Source organism: Streptomyces sp. NPDC003032, assembly GCF_053591415.1.
Genome location: NZ_JBSFTT010000018.1, coordinates 22,582 through 38,678, shown reverse-complemented (window position 1 = coordinate 38,678; position 16,097 = coordinate 22,582). Strand labels below are relative to the sequence as shown.

13 protein-coding genes and 4 pseudogenes are annotated in these 16,097 nt (G+C 69.4%); 8 read left to right on the top strand and 9 right to left on the bottom strand.

The window, feature by feature from the left end; all coding sequences use genetic code 11:
• Window positions 1-189: 189 nt before the first annotated feature.
• Window positions 190-732, bottom strand: coding sequence for a DUF4232 domain-containing protein (locus tag ACWDZ7_RS24500; RefSeq protein WP_451799755.1), 543 nt, complete (start codon window positions 730-732; stop codon window positions 190-192).
• A gap of 965 nt (window positions 733-1,697) precedes the next feature.
• Here ACWDZ7_RS24500 and ACWDZ7_RS24495 point away from each other — a divergent pair.
• Together ACWDZ7_RS24495 and ACWDZ7_RS24490 are read left to right on the top strand one after the other, a co-directional pair.
• Window positions 1,698-1,853 (top strand): annotated as a pseudogene (locus ACWDZ7_RS24495) (VOC family protein); the annotation flags it as partial.
• A gap of 166 nt (window positions 1,854-2,019) precedes the next feature.
• Window positions 2,020-2,793 (top strand): NYN domain-containing protein, encoded by a 774-nt coding sequence (locus ACWDZ7_RS24490; RefSeq protein WP_451799753.1) that lies wholly within the window; start codon window positions 2,020-2,022, stop codon window positions 2,791-2,793.
• 292 nt (window positions 2,794-3,085) lie between these two features.
• Here ACWDZ7_RS24490 and ACWDZ7_RS24485 read toward each other — a convergent pair.
• Window positions 3,086-3,418: pseudogene (locus ACWDZ7_RS24485) on the bottom strand (ATP-binding cassette domain-containing protein); the annotation flags it as partial.
• Window positions 3,419-3,537: 119 nt separating this feature from the next.
• Between ACWDZ7_RS24485 and ACWDZ7_RS24480 the strand changes: the two are divergent.
• The 3 genes and pseudogenes from ACWDZ7_RS24480 to ACWDZ7_RS24470 all read left to right on the top strand — a co-directional run.
• Window positions 3,538-4,026, top strand: a complete 489-nt coding sequence (locus ACWDZ7_RS24480; protein WP_451799752.1) for a hypothetical protein — start codon at window positions 3,538-3,540, stop codon at window positions 4,024-4,026.
• 191 nt (window positions 4,027-4,217) lie between these two features.
• Window positions 4,218-5,731: pseudogene (gene istA / locus ACWDZ7_RS24475) on the top strand (IS21 family transposase).
• Window positions 5,722-5,880: pseudogene (locus ACWDZ7_RS24470) on the top strand (ATP-binding protein); the annotation flags it as partial. The pseudogenes istA and ACWDZ7_RS24470, both read left to right, overlap by 10 nt.
• On the opposite strand, the gene ACWDZ7_RS24465 reads toward ACWDZ7_RS24470, so the two are convergent.
• From ACWDZ7_RS24465 to ACWDZ7_RS24435, 7 genes are all read right to left on the bottom strand, one after another.
• Window positions 5,870-6,079, bottom strand: a complete 210-nt coding sequence (locus ACWDZ7_RS24465; RefSeq protein ID WP_451799986.1) for a hypothetical protein — start codon at window positions 6,077-6,079, stop codon at window positions 5,870-5,872. The pseudogene ACWDZ7_RS24470 and the gene ACWDZ7_RS24465 sit on opposite strands and share 11 nt — an antisense overlap.
• Window positions 6,080-6,614: 535 nt before the next feature.
• The gene (locus tag ACWDZ7_RS24460; RefSeq protein ID WP_451799750.1) at window positions 6,615-7,346 is read right to left on the bottom strand and encodes an alpha/beta fold hydrolase; all 732 of its coding nucleotides are present in this window, start codon (window positions 7,344-7,346) and stop codon (window positions 6,615-6,617) included.
• Between the two features lie 1,872 nt (window positions 7,347-9,218).
• Entirely contained in the window at window positions 9,219-9,353 is a 135-nt protein-coding gene (locus ACWDZ7_RS24455; RefSeq protein ID WP_451799749.1) for a hypothetical protein, read from the bottom strand.
• A gap of 14 nt (window positions 9,354-9,367) precedes the next feature.
• Entirely contained in the window at window positions 9,368-9,850 is a 483-nt protein-coding gene (locus ACWDZ7_RS24450) for a hypothetical protein (protein ID WP_451799748.1), read from the bottom strand.
• Between the two features lie 656 nt (window positions 9,851-10,506).
• Window positions 10,507-10,776: a hypothetical protein gene (locus tag ACWDZ7_RS24445; RefSeq protein WP_451799747.1), complete on the bottom strand. Its 270-nt coding sequence runs from the start codon at window positions 10,774-10,776 to the stop codon at window positions 10,507-10,509.
• A complete protein-coding gene (locus tag ACWDZ7_RS24440; RefSeq protein ID WP_451799746.1) occupies window positions 10,773-11,447 on the bottom strand; it encodes an RNA polymerase sigma factor in 675 nt (224 codons plus the stop codon). The genes ACWDZ7_RS24445 and ACWDZ7_RS24440 overlap by 4 nt, the downstream gene beginning before the upstream one ends.
• Before the next feature lie 16 nt (window positions 11,448-11,463).
• Window positions 11,464-13,017 carry a sodium:solute symporter family protein gene (locus ACWDZ7_RS24435; protein ID WP_451799745.1) on the bottom strand — a complete coding sequence of 518 codons (1,554 nt, stop codon included), beginning with the start codon at window positions 13,015-13,017 and terminating at the stop codon, window positions 11,464-11,466.
• Window positions 13,018-13,374: 357 nt separating this feature from the next.
• Between ACWDZ7_RS24435 and ACWDZ7_RS24430 the strand changes: the two genes are divergently transcribed.
• The 3 genes from ACWDZ7_RS24430 to ACWDZ7_RS24420 are packed head-to-tail and all read left to right on the top strand — an operon-like array spanning window position 13,375 to window position 16,007.
• Complete coding sequence (locus tag ACWDZ7_RS24430) at window positions 13,375-13,632, top strand: hypothetical protein (RefSeq protein WP_451799743.1); 258 nt, start codon at window positions 13,375-13,377, stop codon at window positions 13,630-13,632.
• 36 nt (window positions 13,633-13,668) lie between these two features.
• Entirely contained in the window at window positions 13,669-15,807 is a 2,139-nt protein-coding gene (locus ACWDZ7_RS24425) for a carbon starvation CstA family protein (RefSeq protein ID WP_451799741.1), read from the top strand.
• Window positions 15,804-16,007 (top strand): hypothetical protein, encoded by a 204-nt coding sequence (locus ACWDZ7_RS24420; protein WP_451799740.1) that lies wholly within the window; start codon window positions 15,804-15,806, stop codon window positions 16,005-16,007. The genes ACWDZ7_RS24425 and ACWDZ7_RS24420 overlap by 4 nt, the downstream gene beginning before the upstream one ends.
• The last annotated feature ends 90 nt before the right edge of the window (window positions 16,008-16,097 follow it).

The window sequence follows — 16,097 nt, the reverse complement described above, 5'->3', positions numbered from 1 at the left end:
TCGGTGTTGGTGTCCGTGTCCGTGCCCGTCGTCGTCGGCCTCCATGTCATCGACGAACGGGCTCCAGTCCGTGTGAGCAACGGACCGGGTGCGCTGCCGCCGTGGCCGGTGGCAGGCGGGCGGACGGGGCAGACGGACACGCCCGACGTCCTCGGCGTGCCCGCGCGTGTTGGTTGCTGGAGCGGGATGTCAGCGGAACACCGGGCTGACGTAGTTGCCCGGGTGTGTGGCCCCTTCCTGCTTCTGGACCAACCCCCACCGCCAAGGGAGTTCCTTGGCCTTGGTGTTACCGGGCAGGGTGATGGCTGCCACGCCCGGGTCGATGACGTTGTCGCTCAGCTTCCCGGAGAGGAAGGTCACGACGAACCGAGCGGTGGCACCCGAGTTGAGGGTAACGGTTGTCGGCTTCTTCGAGTCCTGCTGCATGAGCGTTTCGGTATCCACACCCCGGGTTTCCGTGCCCATCTTCAGGGTCACTTTCGGGTAGCCCCGCAGGGTGCACGCATCAGATCCGGTGTTTTTCACCGCAGCGAAGACGGTCACCTGCTCTTCCGTATTCGAACCGCCGGGCTTGGCCGTCCCGCCGGTGGTCCAGTCGAGGGCCAGGTTGCCGCTCCGGCAGGGGGCAGGCTGCTCCGTTGCGGGTCGACTGGCGGTCCAGGCCGGGGTGATTGTGGTCGCCAGGATGCATGCGGATGCGAGGCCCGCTGCGCGTAGCTGGGTACGCGTCATCATTGTTCACCTCCGGATCCGAGGCATGGGTAAGGATGGCTGGGTCACCAAGACTTGCAAGCCCCGCGGCGCGGGGTGTACGTGACACTCCTCGCGTCCTGGCTGTAGCGCAGCTGTACATCGCCCATCTCGTAGCACTGTCCCGGATTCAGGGATCGCCCAGACGAAGGAATTACGGTTCCGCTGATGACAATCGCGCGGTGCTGGGAGCAGAACGTATGCGCGCTCGCCCCCTGAGCTACGGGCGGGGCGGGGCGGGGCGGGCCCGGCTCGATGACGGCGCTTGGTGTGCGACGCATATCGCCCGGGACCAGGGACCGGCCGTACGTGCCCCGGCCCCACCCTCAGTAAAGGCGTTCCACTCAAGCCAGAGGCAGCAGAGATGGGCCGAACGGGTGAACCGGCCCTCTATCCCCTCGGCCAAGTGGCGAGCGGGTCGCCTCGGGGTGACCCTATGCGCCGACACTTCTACGAGTACTCGGCGCGATGCAACAAGCCGGCGGAGGCGGCACCGTGGCGGCTCTGGTGACGCAGAGCCTGATGCGGGAAGCCAGCCGCCTACTGAACTCGGTCGGTGACACAGCGAGCGTGCTGGACGGGGTCGATCTGGCCGCTGCCGCCATAGCCGCGGAGCTGGGCAAGCAAGCTATCGCAACCGCGCCTCCAGCTCCGCCCTGGACGAGGGCATCGTTCCCGGCGGTGGAGTGGCCTTGATCCGGGCCGCCGCCGTCCTGCCCACGCTGACGGCTGACGGCTGACGGCTGACGGCAGACGGGCGGGGCACTGGTACGGCATCTTCGCCGTTGCCAAGGCCGCAGAGGCCCCGCTGTCGAAGATCGCAGAGAACAGCGGTGACGACCCACGGGTCATGGCACGCACGGTCGAGGTGGGGACGGGAAGCTACGGCTATGACGCCGTGGTTCAGTCACGCGTAGACGCGTAGACACAAGTCGTCGGACAAGTACGCCCGCCCCGACACGTTGGTCTATCTCCGCGTGCGTGATGTCGAGACCATCGCCTCAGAGTTCGGTGTGCAGGCGAAGGACGCTCCGTGGGCGCGTGAGATTGAGTTGCGCGATCCTGACGGCAACCGGCTTCGTATCGGCACGCCGACGGGATGACACTCGTCGGCAGCGCGTTGGCAGGAAAGCTCCGCCTCGAATCTGCAGACGGGGGCAGGACCCGGTGGTCGTCCCGATGTAGCGACCACCAGGTCCGGCGACAGCCGGGCTTGGGCTCAGTAACTTCCCTGCGGCTTCGGAGTCGCCTGCGCTACGGTCCAGTGCCGTGGAGAACACTGCGAAACTGGCGGTACTGATCGACGCCGACAACGCCAAGCCCTCGGCCCTGGAAGAGCTGTTGGCGGAGGTCGCGAAGTACGGGACCGCCCACGTCAAGCGGGCCTATGGCGATTGGACGGGCAGCCATCTGAAGGGCTGGAAGGATCAGCTGCTCGCCCAGTCGATCCAGCCGATCCAGCAGTTCGCCTACACCACGGGGAAGAACGCCACCGACTCCGCCATGGTCATCGACGCCATGGACCTGCTGTACTCAGGGCGCTTCAACGGTTTCTGCATCGTCTCCAGCGACAGTGACTTCACCCGCCTCGCGGCCCGCATCCGCGAGTCCGGCCTGACTGTCTACGGATTCGGCGAACGCAAGACCCCCAAGCCGTTCGTCGCCGCGTGCGACAAGTTCATCTACGTCGAGAATCTCAAGAGCGCCACCGCCCCGGCTGAGGCCAAGCCGACTGCGCGAGCCACAGCGGTCAAGCTGAAAGCTGACACTGCGCTGGTCAACCTGCTCCGCCACGCAGTGGAGGCCGCCTCCGACGACGACGGCTGGGCCCACCTCGCGAATGTCGGCCACATCATCACCAAGCAGCGCTCTGACTTCGACTCCCGCACCTACGGTTACACCAAGCTCAGTGACCTCCTGGCCGCCACCACTCTGTTCGAGTTGGACCGCAGGACTGCCGGCGGTGGAAAGACGACCGTCATCTACGCCCGCGACAAGCGCAACATGGGCAGCGGCCCCAAGCAGTCAGCCTCCGAAGGCTGATCTCCACACTGAGGAGAGCTGGGCACGGGGCGGTCCCGCTTCGTCGTTCCTGCAAGCAGCGAGGTAATCCGTCCAGCTGTCCTGGGGTGCGGCTCACGTGCGCGGGTCGAGGCTCGACGAGGGGCCGTGGCCGTGGAGTTGGTGTGCAGCACGGAGAAGGCGAGGAGCCCTCCGCTTGAGGCCGCTGCGCAGGGCGGGCAGCAGGCGATGGTAGATCTCCGTATCGGGCAACCGCCCGTGCGTGCTGGCCGGTGGATGCTTCGACCGCGTCGACTGTGGCGCCGTGCTCGCGCACCAGGTGGGCGGCGTGCTTGCCGGCGACGAGTTCGTCGAAGGAGCCCTGTTCCCGGACGGCGCCCTGGTCGAGAACGATGACCCGGTCGGCCATCCGTACGTTGTCCAGCCGGTGCGTGACCACCACCGCGATCCGGTCGGGAGCCATGGCCCGAAGTTCCCGGAAAATCTGGTGCTCTCCTCGGGCGTCCATCTCGCTGGTCGGCTCGTCCAGGACGAGCACGGCCGGCTGCCGGTACATCGCTCTCGCGCACGCCAAGCGCTGCCACTGACCGCCCGACAGCTCGTGGCCGCCCCACACCGACCGGGCAAGCAGCGTTTCCAGCTCATCCGTGTCGACGGTCACGGAATTCCCCAGTTGTGACGGGTGGAGCGTCACGGAATTCCTCACCCTCACGGTCACGAGTCCCCACGGGGACGGCGGTCGCGGGGTGTTGAGAGACTCCCGCTATGGGATCTTGGGGAACCTTGGGGCCGGCATTGTTGTCTCTGGCCGGTGTCGCACTCGGCGCTGGCGGGTCGATCTTTGGCCAGTACCTCGTGTCGCGGGCGAGTGCCCGGCAGCTCGAAGTACAGGAATCAGCCGCGCACCGCGCGGAGTTGAAGAACGCGGTCCTGAAGTTCCTCGGCATCGCATCGCGGGTGGAGAAGGCGGCCCTCACGCGCCCGGTCAGTGATGGCACGGCAGACGATGCGGTGCTCGATCGACTCGTCGATGACCTGTGGCTCGCACAGGCGGAGATCGACCTGGCGGCCAGAAGCGAGCCCCTGCGAGGCTCTGCCTATCGTTATGCGTTCCACCTGGTGCAGGCAGTCCGGGGCGAGATAGCCGACTCCTCCGCGCTGCGCGGGCCGCAGGCGCAGTTCATGGACGCCGCGTATGACGACATGTGGCCCGGCCAACGGCGGGCAACCGGGGATTCGGCCGCACCTCGGTGAGACGGGCAGAGGGTTTCCCCATGTCGGGCGGTTTGAGTGCTATCTAGTTACTCATCCCGCTTCATCCTCTTTGGCCATGGGTAGCGCGGATTCCGGGATCGAGGGACCTGGTCGTCGCGGAGCCGCCCGTGTTCCTCGCCCGTGGTTCTGATGGCCGATGGGCAGCCCGGATGGCGAGGAGAACGTTCGTCGTGGTCGACATCACCGAGATCTACGTCCACTGGTACGCGGGCCGCTCGAAGAGCGCGCTGGCAGCGTCGCTGGGGGTGGACCGCAAGACGGTCAGGAAGTACCCGGCCCCGGCGGAGGCGTCCGGGATCACCCCGGGCGGCCCGCCAATGAGCGAGGCCGACTGGGCCGGGCTGATCGAGGGCCGGTTCCCCGGCCACGTCGACAGGAGACTGCGGCAGGTCACCTGGTCCGACGTCGACGAACACCGCGACTAGATCGCGGACTTGCTGGGGACCGTGACGGTCTCCACGATCCACCAGCGGCTGCGGGACGAGCACAAACTGAAGGTGTCGATCTCCTCGTTCCGCCGCTGGGTCCACGCCACGCTGCCCGACGAGGTGAGCCGCTCGCAGGTCACCGTCCTGCGCGACGAGGTCGAGCCGGGCGAGGAGGCCCAGATCGACTACGGGTTCCTCGGCCAGTGGACCAATCCCCGCACCGGCAAACGGCACCGCGTCTGGGCGTTCGTGATGGTGCTGCCCTGCTCACGGCACATGTTCGTCCACCCGGTCCTGCACCTGGACCAGCACGCGTGGACCGAGGTACACGTCGCGGCCTTCCGCTACTTCGACGGCGTCCCGCGCCGGCTGGTCCCCGACAACCTGAAGACCGGCGTCGACAAGCCCGTTCTCTACGACCCGAAAATCAACAAGGCGTATGCCGAACTCGCCACCTACGGGGCGTTGGTGGATCCGGCGAGAGCCTTGAAACCCAAGGACAAGCCCAGGTTGGAGCGGCCCATGCCCTATGTCCGCGACTCGTTCTGGCGCGGACGGGAGTTCACCTCGATCGAGCACATGCAGACCGAGGCCGTCACCTGGGCCCAGCAGGTCGCCGGGCGCCGCCAGTGCCGGCCGCTGGGCGGGGCGGCCCCGATGGCCGTGTTGGGCGCGGTCGAGGCCGCCGCCCTGCTGCCGCTGCCGCCCACCCCGTTCACCCTGGCCCGCTGGTCGACGGCCACGGCCGGCCCGGACATCCACATCAAGGTCGGCCGCACCCTCTACTCCGTGCCCTGGAAGCTGATTGGACGCAAGGTCGATGTCCGCTCCACCGCCCCGATGGTGCAGGTCTTTCTCGACAGCGACCTGGTCAAGACCCACGCCGCCCTCGACCAGGGAAAACGCACCGACAAGAGTGATTACCCTCCTGGGAGCGGCACCAGATGGGCGTCTTCATCTGGAAGGCGATTTTCTCCGGACTCGGACTGCGCAAGAAGTACGGCGACACGCGACTGGAAGCGGCCTGCGCGAGAGCGATCACGGTCGGCGACCCGTCCTACCGCACCGTCAAGGGCATCCCGGTCGCCGGCACCGAGACCGATCCCGAGCCCGAGACCAGCGGAGACGCGGGAGCCGCGGCCTTCCTCCACGGCCCACAGGGACTGTTCGGCTCCGTCGCGCCCCCGGACACGGCGGAGGACGACCGCGACGACCAGGGCCACGGCGACGACGAGGTGGCGGCACGATGGGCGTGATGGACACCGCCCTGCGCGAGTCACTCAAGTCCCTGCGGCTGTCCGGGATGCTGGAGACCCTCGACGCCCGCCTTGCCCAGGCCCACGGCGGCGAACTCGGCCACCTCGACTTCCTTCAGGTCCTCTGCCAGGACGAGATCACCCGCCGCGCAGAGCGAGGGTCTCGCGCTCATACATCACAGCCTTGGGGGAGATCTTCAGGTAGTAGCGGACGTCTCCGGGCAGTTCGAGCTGCCAGACGCGGGAGTTCTCTCGCGGGTGGGAGGCGTCCTGGACAGCGGGCCGGGCGCCGAGGGCCCGGCTGGCCCACGCGAGCAGGGCGGGGCCCGGTGTGTTCGGGTTGGTCATGCCCCCACCCCGATGACGGTCGTGATGCCGAGGCGAACAGGGCGCGACGTGCGTCGACCGGACGCCGGAACGCGTTGGCCTTGGCGGCCTGGGCAGGAGGGTTCTCGAACACGGGGAGGGCGGTAAGCACGCGGACGGGATGCACGGATTCTCCTCAAGAGCGGGAAACCGACAATCGGCGGGGGCCCGCACCGTGATCCGGTCACTCCGAGAGGGCCGCGCAGCGACAGGAAGACCCCGCTGTCGGGGCCGGTGACCTGGGACGAAGTCGGAAGAAAGGATTCTTGACCCAGCCGGCCCCAGCCCGGAATCAGGGGCCCGCCAATGTGGCTTGATCTGGCTTCGGCCGGGTTGACTTCCGGGGAGGCAGCCCCGTGAGCGGAGTCGGCGACTGCTGGTGCCGCATCAGGCAACGTTCGCCCTGTCTTGATCGTGACAGAGCACCGCAGTTGGCCAGTGAGCGCGCGTTTGGTCAGCCTGAACGTTCACGGTCCCACTGCGCTCCGCAACCCGGGTGGACCCGACTCTGGCGTGCTCAGCTGCGAACAGGTAGCTGCAGGGCGAAGCGGCGGACAGCATCGGTGAAGGCAGCTGGATCGTCGAAGTTCGCGAGATGTCTTGCCCGCGGGATCAATTCGACGCGGGCGTGCGGATGAGCGCGGGCGAAGTCCAACTCGCCGGTGCGGAAGACAGTGTCCTTCTCGCCGTTCAAGATGAGTACGGGAGCCGCCACATGACGCATCGCACCCGCGTCAAAGCGGCCCAGCACCTCGCCCCAGGCGGCTGGCAGGGTGTGGAAGGCGTAGCCAGAGAGGATGGTCGCCTCCACCACCTCGGGAGGATAGAGCCGGCGCAGCATCCGGTCGTTCCACCGGGCCAGCCGGTCCGCCGGTATGCGAGGGACGAGCCCGGCGACCCACCGATACGGCGTTGCCCACGGGCCACGAGTTGAGGCACTGGCCCCAGCAAGGACCAGCCCCAGCAGTCGCTCGGGGCAGCGCCGCGCGAACTCCAGCGAGGCGTATCCGCCGAGCGAGTGCCCGACGACCAGAGCCGGTCCGCAGTCGAGCGAGTCCACCGCGGAAGCGATGATCTCCGTCGCCGCCTGCAGGCTCCAGGGTTGAGCAGAGCGGGCGCCGTGGCCTGGTAGGTCAACAGCGGCGACCTGGAAGTCCTCTTGCAGTGCGGCGAGCTGTGGGCTCCACTGTCCCGCGCTGAACCGCGTCCCGTGTACGAAGATGATGGGCGGTGCACCCGCTGCCGTCATGAACCCCCCAGATCAGCGCTCTCCTCGGACCGACTCTACCGGTGGGCCATTCCGGCGCTGAGACGCGGAGACCCTGGCCGGCTAGGTCCTGCTGTCCACGCAGGGTATGCCCGTGGCGGAGATCGGCGAAGTGTCGTTGTGTCGTTCACCAGCGACACCGGTCAGCGATGTCATCCACAACTTCAACACCGATGGCTTCGACTCCCTCTACCGAAACATCAGCCATGAAGGGCCTGCGCATTCTGCTCCGCGAGGAAGGCCTCTCCTTTCAACGTCTGAAGACGTGGAAGTCCCCCCGCGATCCGGGCTACGTCGCCAAGAAGGCTTGGGTCGAGCACCTACGCGATCGCCGACGGCGAGGTGATACCCGGAGAGGACGAGCCCAGTGAAGTGGTGGTGGGCGTGGACGAGTTCGGGCCGCTCAATCTGACGCCCCACCCCGGCCGGCAGGGGGCCGAGCGCGGCGACAGGCACAAGGGCCCCGACCGCGACCCCCCGCCGCAGGCGCCGGGCTACCTACGACCGCTACGGCGGAGTACGCCACCTGTTCGCAGCCCTGGACCTGGCCAGGGACAAGCTCTACGGCCACATCAAGCCGGGTAAGAAGCCAGGAGCTGTTGCGGCACCGACCACGCCACCCACAAAGAGCAGGGCAGCGTGATCCGCCGATACATCATCTGGCGAAACCGCCACGCCGACGACCGGCGCCTACGCATCGTCGTTGCCAGGGCGAACGTTGCCTGATGCGGCACTAGCATCGGCATTCTTCGACTCGGTCGACGTGAAGGCACGCTGGTCCGCCTTGCAGGGTCGACTACCTGCCGGGCGGCCAGCCCTCGTTGCCGGTCTGGCTGTGGTCCTCGAAAACCAGCATGACCAACGCGGAGGTCGAGAGATCGAGTCCGTCCAGGCGTACGCCAAGTTCCACGGAGCCGAGGGCGGCTGCCCGGCGCGGGTCCAGAGGGTATTGAGATGCGCACGGCGACGTTTCCGGACGGGGCCAGAGGGGTGATCGGGGTGCGGTCGGGGTTATCGCAAGATGAGGTGGATTTGATCGCTGCACAGGTGTGGTCGTCGCTTCCGGAGTCCGGGGCGGGCGCCGGAAGCCGACTAGCCAGCACGGTTCAAGTGGGCCAAGGGGCCCCACTCCGGCCGATCGGCTCGAAGGGGCGAGTTCATCATCGACACCCTGCACCGCGAGATCACCGAGGAGACCAGCCTCACCATCGCCATCGACCGCTACGCGGGCCGCTTCGACTACACGAACTCCCGCGGCCGCACCAGCCGCCGGCTCGTCCTCGCTTGCATTCCGGAGACGCCGGGCCCGGGCACCTTGTCCGAGCTCGATCGCCACCAGTGGGTTCGCACCCTCGACGAGCTGCCCACCGACCACCCCAAGAACTCAGGACCTTCCTGGAGCAGCAGTGGCAGGGACCGCGGTGACCGCTCCACGGGCGGCACGCGGCGCGCCCCGTCCGAGGGCGCGGTAGTGATCCGGCCCCCGGAGGCGTTCGCCCGGGCCACCATTGAAGCTGAGGGCGCGGCCGGACGCGGCGTGGCTGGACCGAACTACCACCACAGTGCGGGCATTGACCGAGCGCTGGGTTGTAGCTGGACGGCGGCGTGCTGTGCGGGGGCCTCGCCATCATCGTCCCCGCCGTCACCGGCCCGTCCGAAACAGCGACGGGTCCACCCACGTCAGTAGTTCGTCGACACAGCTGCCGCAGCACTGGATGACACATAAGCGCAGCCCCGGGCAGGGGCGCGGAGCGGGGCGCCGGGACCGGGAACGTGGTCCTGTCGGGTCGGTTCCCCGGGCAGGTACTGCCTGGTGTGGTCGGCGCGGGGGCTTTTGTTGGCCCGTGTTCGCCTTCAGCGGGAGTTTTCAGGAGGTGGTGTCATCGGCGCGGCCGCCAGCGTGCTGGTGCCGTTGATCTCGATCAGTCTGCCCGCGCTGCTGGAGCGCGCGCCGCGGGCGTCCTTCGCGGCGGGTGGCGTTCTGGCCACTGCCGCCGGGTTGGTCACATGGATCGTGGCCCTGGCCCTGGCCCTGGCCCGGCGGCCGACGGCGGTGGCACAGGCCGACGGTTGGGACGTCCAGCCGCATCGGAGTCGGAGTCCTCTGATGCCTGAAGGACGCGTAGCCATCGTTGGCAGACTTCACGGGTGACCGGTGCGAACAGCTCGGGGGTCGAGATCTCGACGAGGAACTGGGTCAGCAGGTCCTGATGTCCCTCCTCGGTGTCCACCTGGTCCTCGAAATGAACGGCCTGTGCCCAGTCGACGAGCTGTCCTGGGCTGGCGCATCCAGCGGTGACCTTCTCCGCAGCGGCAACGGCGTGACCACGCCGGAAGGTGACCATCCAAGTTGGTTCGCTATGGCGGGCGCTTCTGATGAGTTCCGAGAGCTCGCCGTTCCAGCGTACGAGGTCTTCAAGGGGCCGGCTTCCGCTCTCGTTCACGTCGGAGTGTGCGAGGCCGGTGATCTGCCCGTGCGCGGTCATCCGCCGGCCTCCCGAGGGGGATGGTGCCCCGTTCCTTCCGGCACGCCGAGCGCTGTGTCCGGTCCTTCAGCTTCGGCTGTCGGTGAATGCTCTCTGCAAGAGGAGTCGCAGGGAGGCGATCAGCCCGCCCAAAGCACCCAGGACCACGGCGAGTCGGGCCAGGGGAGATCAGTGAACCAGGCCAGCAGGAGGGCGCTAACGGAGGCAGCCAGATGTGCCGCTGTGAGCTACGTTCCGCGCCGGTTCTTGGGAAGCACGATTGGCAGCGGCAGCATAGTCCACACCAGGAACAGCACGAGATAGGCGACCGGGATCAGGGTCATTCCACCGCACCACATCGTCCACCCCAACCCACCCCATCCCACCCCCCAGGTGCGCTCGCCCGGACCGGGCGCGCAAAGGTCAGGCCCCGCCCGCCACACCACGCTCCTGTCGCAGCCGCAGCCGCAGCGCGGGTCGGCAGCAACCTGCCGGTACAGGGCCTCGCGGGGCTGCTCCCGCGTGATCCGTCCGCGGACGGGCCGCCAGGCCGCAGGCGCGTTCGGCCCGGACCGGCGCGGTTCGTGGAGGGGCCAGGCGACGGTGGTGGCCATGCTCTCGATGCGGCGGTCACCGTGGTGACAATCGCGTTACGGCCCGGCTTCCGGTACCGCCCTTTACGGCCCGGCTTCCGGTACCGCCTTCCCGTCCTGGTTGTTGAAGATGACATGCGTGTCCGGCGAGGCGTCGGCGAGCGTCATCAAGCCGATCGCGCAGACCACGGCGACGATGAGCAGCACCAGGACGGCGACCACGCACCGGCGGCGGTACTCGCGGCGGCGCCAGCGGGCCTGCTCCTTGCGGTAGGAGGTGGCGGCGCCGTCGGGCACGGACGCGGCCAGGTCGCTGAGGGCGGACCTCAGCAGCTCCTCCGTTTTCCTGGTCACTGGGGTTGCCCCTTCATCACGCTCGTCAGTTTCGCCATGCCCCGCGCTGTGTGCGACTTGACCGCACCGGCGGAGATCCGCATCGTCTCGGCGATCTCGGCCTCCTTGAGGTCGAGCCAGTATTTCAGCACGAGCGCCTGGCGCTGGCGGGAGGACAGGGTGCGCAGTGCCGCGACCAGGGCGCGCTGGTCGTCGTCGAGCAGCACCTGCTGCTCGGCGGAGCGGACCAGGTCGTCGCGCTCGGCGTAGGTGTGGCGGCGCACCACCTTGATGCGGCGGATCCGCATCCGGGTCAGGTTGCAGACGATGGAGCGCAGATAGCCGGCGGCGGCCTCCGGCGTCTTGAGCTTCGCCCAGCGGCAGTGCAGTTGGTAGAACGCCTCCGACACGACGTCCTCGGCGTCCTGTTCGGCGCCGAGCAGCATCGCGAGGCGCAGCAGCCGTGCGTAGTGCTCGTCGAAGAGCTGGGCGATGGCGACTTCCCGGTCGGCGTCGCGCAGGTCGAGGGCGCTGTCCGCAAGGGCGCTGTCCTCGGGGGCGCTGTCCTCGGGGGCGCCCTCAGGGGCGCTCTCCTCGGGGGCGGCCGGCCCGGGACGCAGGGGTCTGCCGGGCGGGACGGGTCCGGCCGGGCGGGGGCGGAGGGCGCCGGGCCGTGGAAGAAGCGGTTTCACGCGAGGGGTTCCTCACTCATTCGACGACGAAGGCGTACTTGGAGCCGCGGCGTTCCCAGGCCGCGCCGCCGGCGGTGGCGTCCGTGCCCCGGGGCACCTTGAGCGCGTCGAGGACGGGGGTGAGCACGGCGGCGACGGCGAGGTTGAGGGCCAGGGCGGTCAGGGCGACGTACACCGGGGCGTGCAGCGGCCCGATGCCGACGTCGACGACGGCGGAGAAGCGGCCGAGGCCGAGGAAGGCGGTACCGGTGACCATGCCGGTGGCCCAGCCGAGGAACAGGGCGCGCCGGTGGAAGAAGCGGGTGAACAGGGACAGGGCGACGGTGGGCAGGAGCTGCAGGATCCATACCCCGCCGAGGAGATGGAGGTTGACGGCGTCCTGGGGCTTCACGAGCAGGGCGAAGGCGACGGCCCCGGCCATGATGGCGAGGACGGGTCCGCGGGCGACACGGACCTCGTGCTTGGGCGTGGCGGTGGGGTTGAGGTACTCGACGTAGATGTTGCGTACGAACAGCATGGCCATGCTCATCGCCATCAGGACGGCGGGCAGCAGCCCGGCCACGGCGATGGCACCGAACAGCAGCCCGGTGAGCCAGTCCGGGGCGAGTTGGCCGATGAGCATGGGTACGGCGAGCTCGCCGTGGCCGGCCTGGGTCTGCACTCCGGCGGCGAGTGCCGCGATGCCCAGGAACGCCCAGAGCCCGAGCGTCATGCTCCAGGCGGGCAGGTAGGTGGTGGCGGCGCGCAGCGTGTGCTTGGAGCGGCTGGCCATGGCGACGAGGAGGACCTGGGGGTACATCAGCTGGGCGAGCGCGGACCCGACGGCCAGGGTGGCGTACGCGCTGAAGCCGTGCACGGGGACGCCGAAGGGCTGCCCGGTGGCCTCGCTGCGCAGGGCGGCCTGGGTGAAGATGTGCCCGGGCGAGCCGAGCCGGTGGAGGACGAGGGCGAGGAGGACGATCATCGCGGTGCCGATGACCCCGGCCTTGACGAACGAGACGCGGGCGCAGGCGCGCAGGCCGCCGGGGTGGGTGACCAGGGCGAACAGCAGGAAGAGCAGGGTGAGTACGGCGCAGCCGGTGACGCCCGTGGGGGTGAGGCCCATGGCCCGCAGGACGGCGGTCAGGCCGACGACCTGGAGCCCGAGGTAGGGCATCGTGGCGAGGATGCCGGTGAGGGCGGTGGCGAGGGCGAGCGGGTGTGAACCGTACCGGGCGCGTACGTAGTCGGCGGCTGTGACCAGGCCGTGCCGGGCGGCGACGTCGCGCAGCCGGGGCAGCATGATCATGATCAGGGGCGAGAGCATCATCGTGTACACGAGGGCGTACAGGGCGAGTCCGCCGGTGCCGAAGATCAGGCCGGGTACGGCGATGTAGGTGTACGAGGTGTAGATGGTGCCCCCGAGCAGCAGGCAGGTCGCGGTGGTACCGAGGCCGCGTCCGCCCAGGGCCCAGCGGGCGGGGTGGGGGAGTTCGTCGTGGGGTGGTCTGCGGGCTCCGGCCAGGAGCGCGCCGCCGATGACGAGCGTGAAGCACGCTCCGACAGCCTGGTTGATAACGCCCCCCTGCACATAAATTTCCGTATGCCGGAATATCTTTTCCGTCCGGCGGCACTCTAGGGCGGCCCCGGATGAGCGTCAAGGAAGATCCGGCGGCCATGTGATCCACGCCACTGAGGTGCTTGCCGGGGACGTGTAAACCCCACGGGCCGGCCGCGCAACCAACATCCGAAGCAGGCGGCGGACCTACGGCCCGCCGCCTCGCTCGCGGGAGTCCGCCACGCGTCCGTGCGGTGCCGGACCGTCTCTTGGCGCACTCCCGCAGCCCCCCGCACACCGGACCGCGTGCACGCGAACGGCCGCGGGGGCGCGTCCGAATCGACAGGCACGGGCCGGCGCCGCCGGCCCGGGGCGAGGAGAGGTGCGGCTGTGGCTGCGGAAGACGACCCCGCGGGCAGCGGACGCGGAACACCGTGGCGCAAGGTCCGGGGACTGCTGCTGCTCATTCCCGTGGCCGCCGCGACGGGCACGGTCGCCGTGCCGCCCGACCGGCCCCGGCTGTTCGGCATCCCGCTCTTCTACCTCCTGCACTTCGCCGTCTGCCTGCTGAGCGTGGCCCTCGCCGCACTGTTCCGGCGCCTGACCAAGGACCGTCCGACCAAGGACCGTCCGACCAAGGACCTGTGACGGCCGCCGACGGCGTGCCGCTGAAAGGTGATTCCCATGGATGAGAACCGAACCGGGGCACCCACGCGCCCACCGGGCAACCGTGCGCTGCGCGCGGCGCTCTGGGTCGCCGTGACCCTCACGGCCACCGCCGCCTGGGCCGTACTGGCCCTGTCCCGGGGCGAGGAGATCAGCGCCCTGTGGCTGCTGGTCGCCGCCCTGTGCTCGTACGCCGTCGGGTACCGCTTCTACGCGCGCTGGATCAGCCGCCGCGTGCTGCGCACCGACGACACCCGCGCGACCCCGGCCGAACGGCTGGAGGACGGCGTGGACTACGTCCCCACCGGCAAGGGCGTGCTCTTCGGCCACCACTTCGCCGCGATCGCGGGAGCCGGCCCCCTCGTCGGGCCGGTGCTCGCCGCGCAGATGGGCTATCTGCCCGGCGTGCTGTGGATCGTCGTCGGCGCCGTCTTCGCCGGTGCCGTGCAGGACATGGTGACGCTGTTCCTGTCGACCCGCCGCGACGGGCGCAGTCTGGGACAGATGGCACGCGACGAGATCGGCCCGGTCGGCGGGGCCGCCGCCATCCTGGCCGTGCTCGCCATCATGGTCATCCTGCTCGCGGTGCTGGCGCTCGTCGTCGTCAACGCCCTGGCCGGATCGCCGTGGGGCACCTTCTCCATCGCGATGACCATCCCGATCGCCCTCTTCATGGGCCTGTGGCTGCGGCTGGTGCGGCCCGGCCGGGTGATGGAGACCAGTGTCATCGGCGCGGTCCTGCTGCTGCTCTCGGTCATCGGCGGCAACGAGGTCGCCGAGTCCCCCGCCTGGTCGCAGGCGTTCACGCTCGCACCGACCACCCTGGTGTGGCTGCTGGTCGGGTACGGGTTCGTGGCGAGTGTGCTGCCGGTGTGGCTGCTCCTCGCCCCGCGCGACTACCTGTCGACGTTCATGAAGGTCGGCGTGATCACGCTGATGGCCGTGGCGATCGTCGTCGCGATGCCCGCCATGAAGGCGGACGCCGTCACCGACTTCGCGTCCGGAGGAGCCGGACCGGTGTTCTCCGGCAGCCTCTTCCCGTTCCTGTTCATCACCGTCGCCTGCGGTGCGCTGTCCGGCTTCCACGCCCTGATCTCCTCGGGCACCACGCCCAAGCTGATCCAGCGCGAGTCGCACATCCGCATGATCGGGTACGGCGGCATGCTCACCGAGTCGTTCGTCGCCGTGATGGCGCTGATCGCCGCGTGCGTGCTGGATCCCGGGCTGTACTACGCCGTCAACTCCCCGGCGGGACTGCTCGGTCCGACCGCTGAGTCCGCCGCCGAGGCGGTGCGCCAGCTGGGCTTCACCCTCACCCCCGCCGACCTGCACCAGGCGGCCGCGGCGGTCGGCGAGGAGTCGGTACAGGCCCGCACCGGCGGCGCCCCCACCTTCGCGCTCGGCCTCTCGCACGTGCTCTCCGAGGCGTTCGGCGGCGAGTCCGTACGGGCCTTCTGGTACCACTTCGCGATCATGTTCGAGGCGCTGTTCATCCTCACGACCGTCGACGCGGGCACCCGGGTGGGCCGGTTCATGCTCCAGGACGCCCTGGGCAACGTGTGGAAGCCGCTGCGCGACGTCAGCTGGAAGCCGGGCATCTGGCTGTGCAGCGCGCTGATGGTGGCCGGCTGGGGCTACTTCCTGCTGATCGGCGTCACCGACCCGCTGGGCGGGATCAACCAGCTGTTCCCGCTCTTCGGCATCGCCAACCAGCTGCTCGCCGCGCTCGCCCTCGCCCTGTGCACCACCGTCCTGATCAAACAGGGGCGCCTGCGCTGGGCGTGGGTCACCGGTCTGCCGCTGCTGGGGGACATCGCCGTCACCCTCACCGCGAGCTGGCAGAAGGTCTTCTCGCCGGACCCGCGGGTCGGCTTCTTCGCCCAGCGCGAGCGCTACGCCGACGCACTGGCGGACGGCGACGTGCTCGCTCCCGCGCGCACCGCCGAGGACATGCGCCAGATCGTCACCAACTCCACGGTGGACGGCGTTCTGGCCGCCGTCTTCGCCCTGCTCGTGCTCGTCGTCATGGCCGATGTCGTACGCGTGTGGGTCAAGGCCCTGCGCGCGCACGCACCGCTCCCCACCTCCGAGACCCCGCACGAGCCGCGCCCCGAGCCGGCCGCGGAGCCCCGGGCGCTCGCGGGGAAGTCCGGTTGAGCGCCCGGCGGTTGGCGCGCGGGCTGTGGGCGCGGGCCGCGCGCTACCTCGACGAGGTGTCTGGACAGGCCGAGTTCCGCCGCGTGTGCCGGGCCCGCGCGGCCACGGCGCCCGGCGGACGGCTCACGGCGCGGCAGCGCAGGGCCCTGTGGCGCGACCACAGCCGGCGCGCCGAGCACGTCACCACGCGGTGCTGCTGAGCGGCCGGGCCCGCGGTGCAGCTGAGCGCGGCACCGCGCGCTGCCGCCGGACGAGCCGCCCGTCCCGGCACCGTGATCCAGGTCACGCCG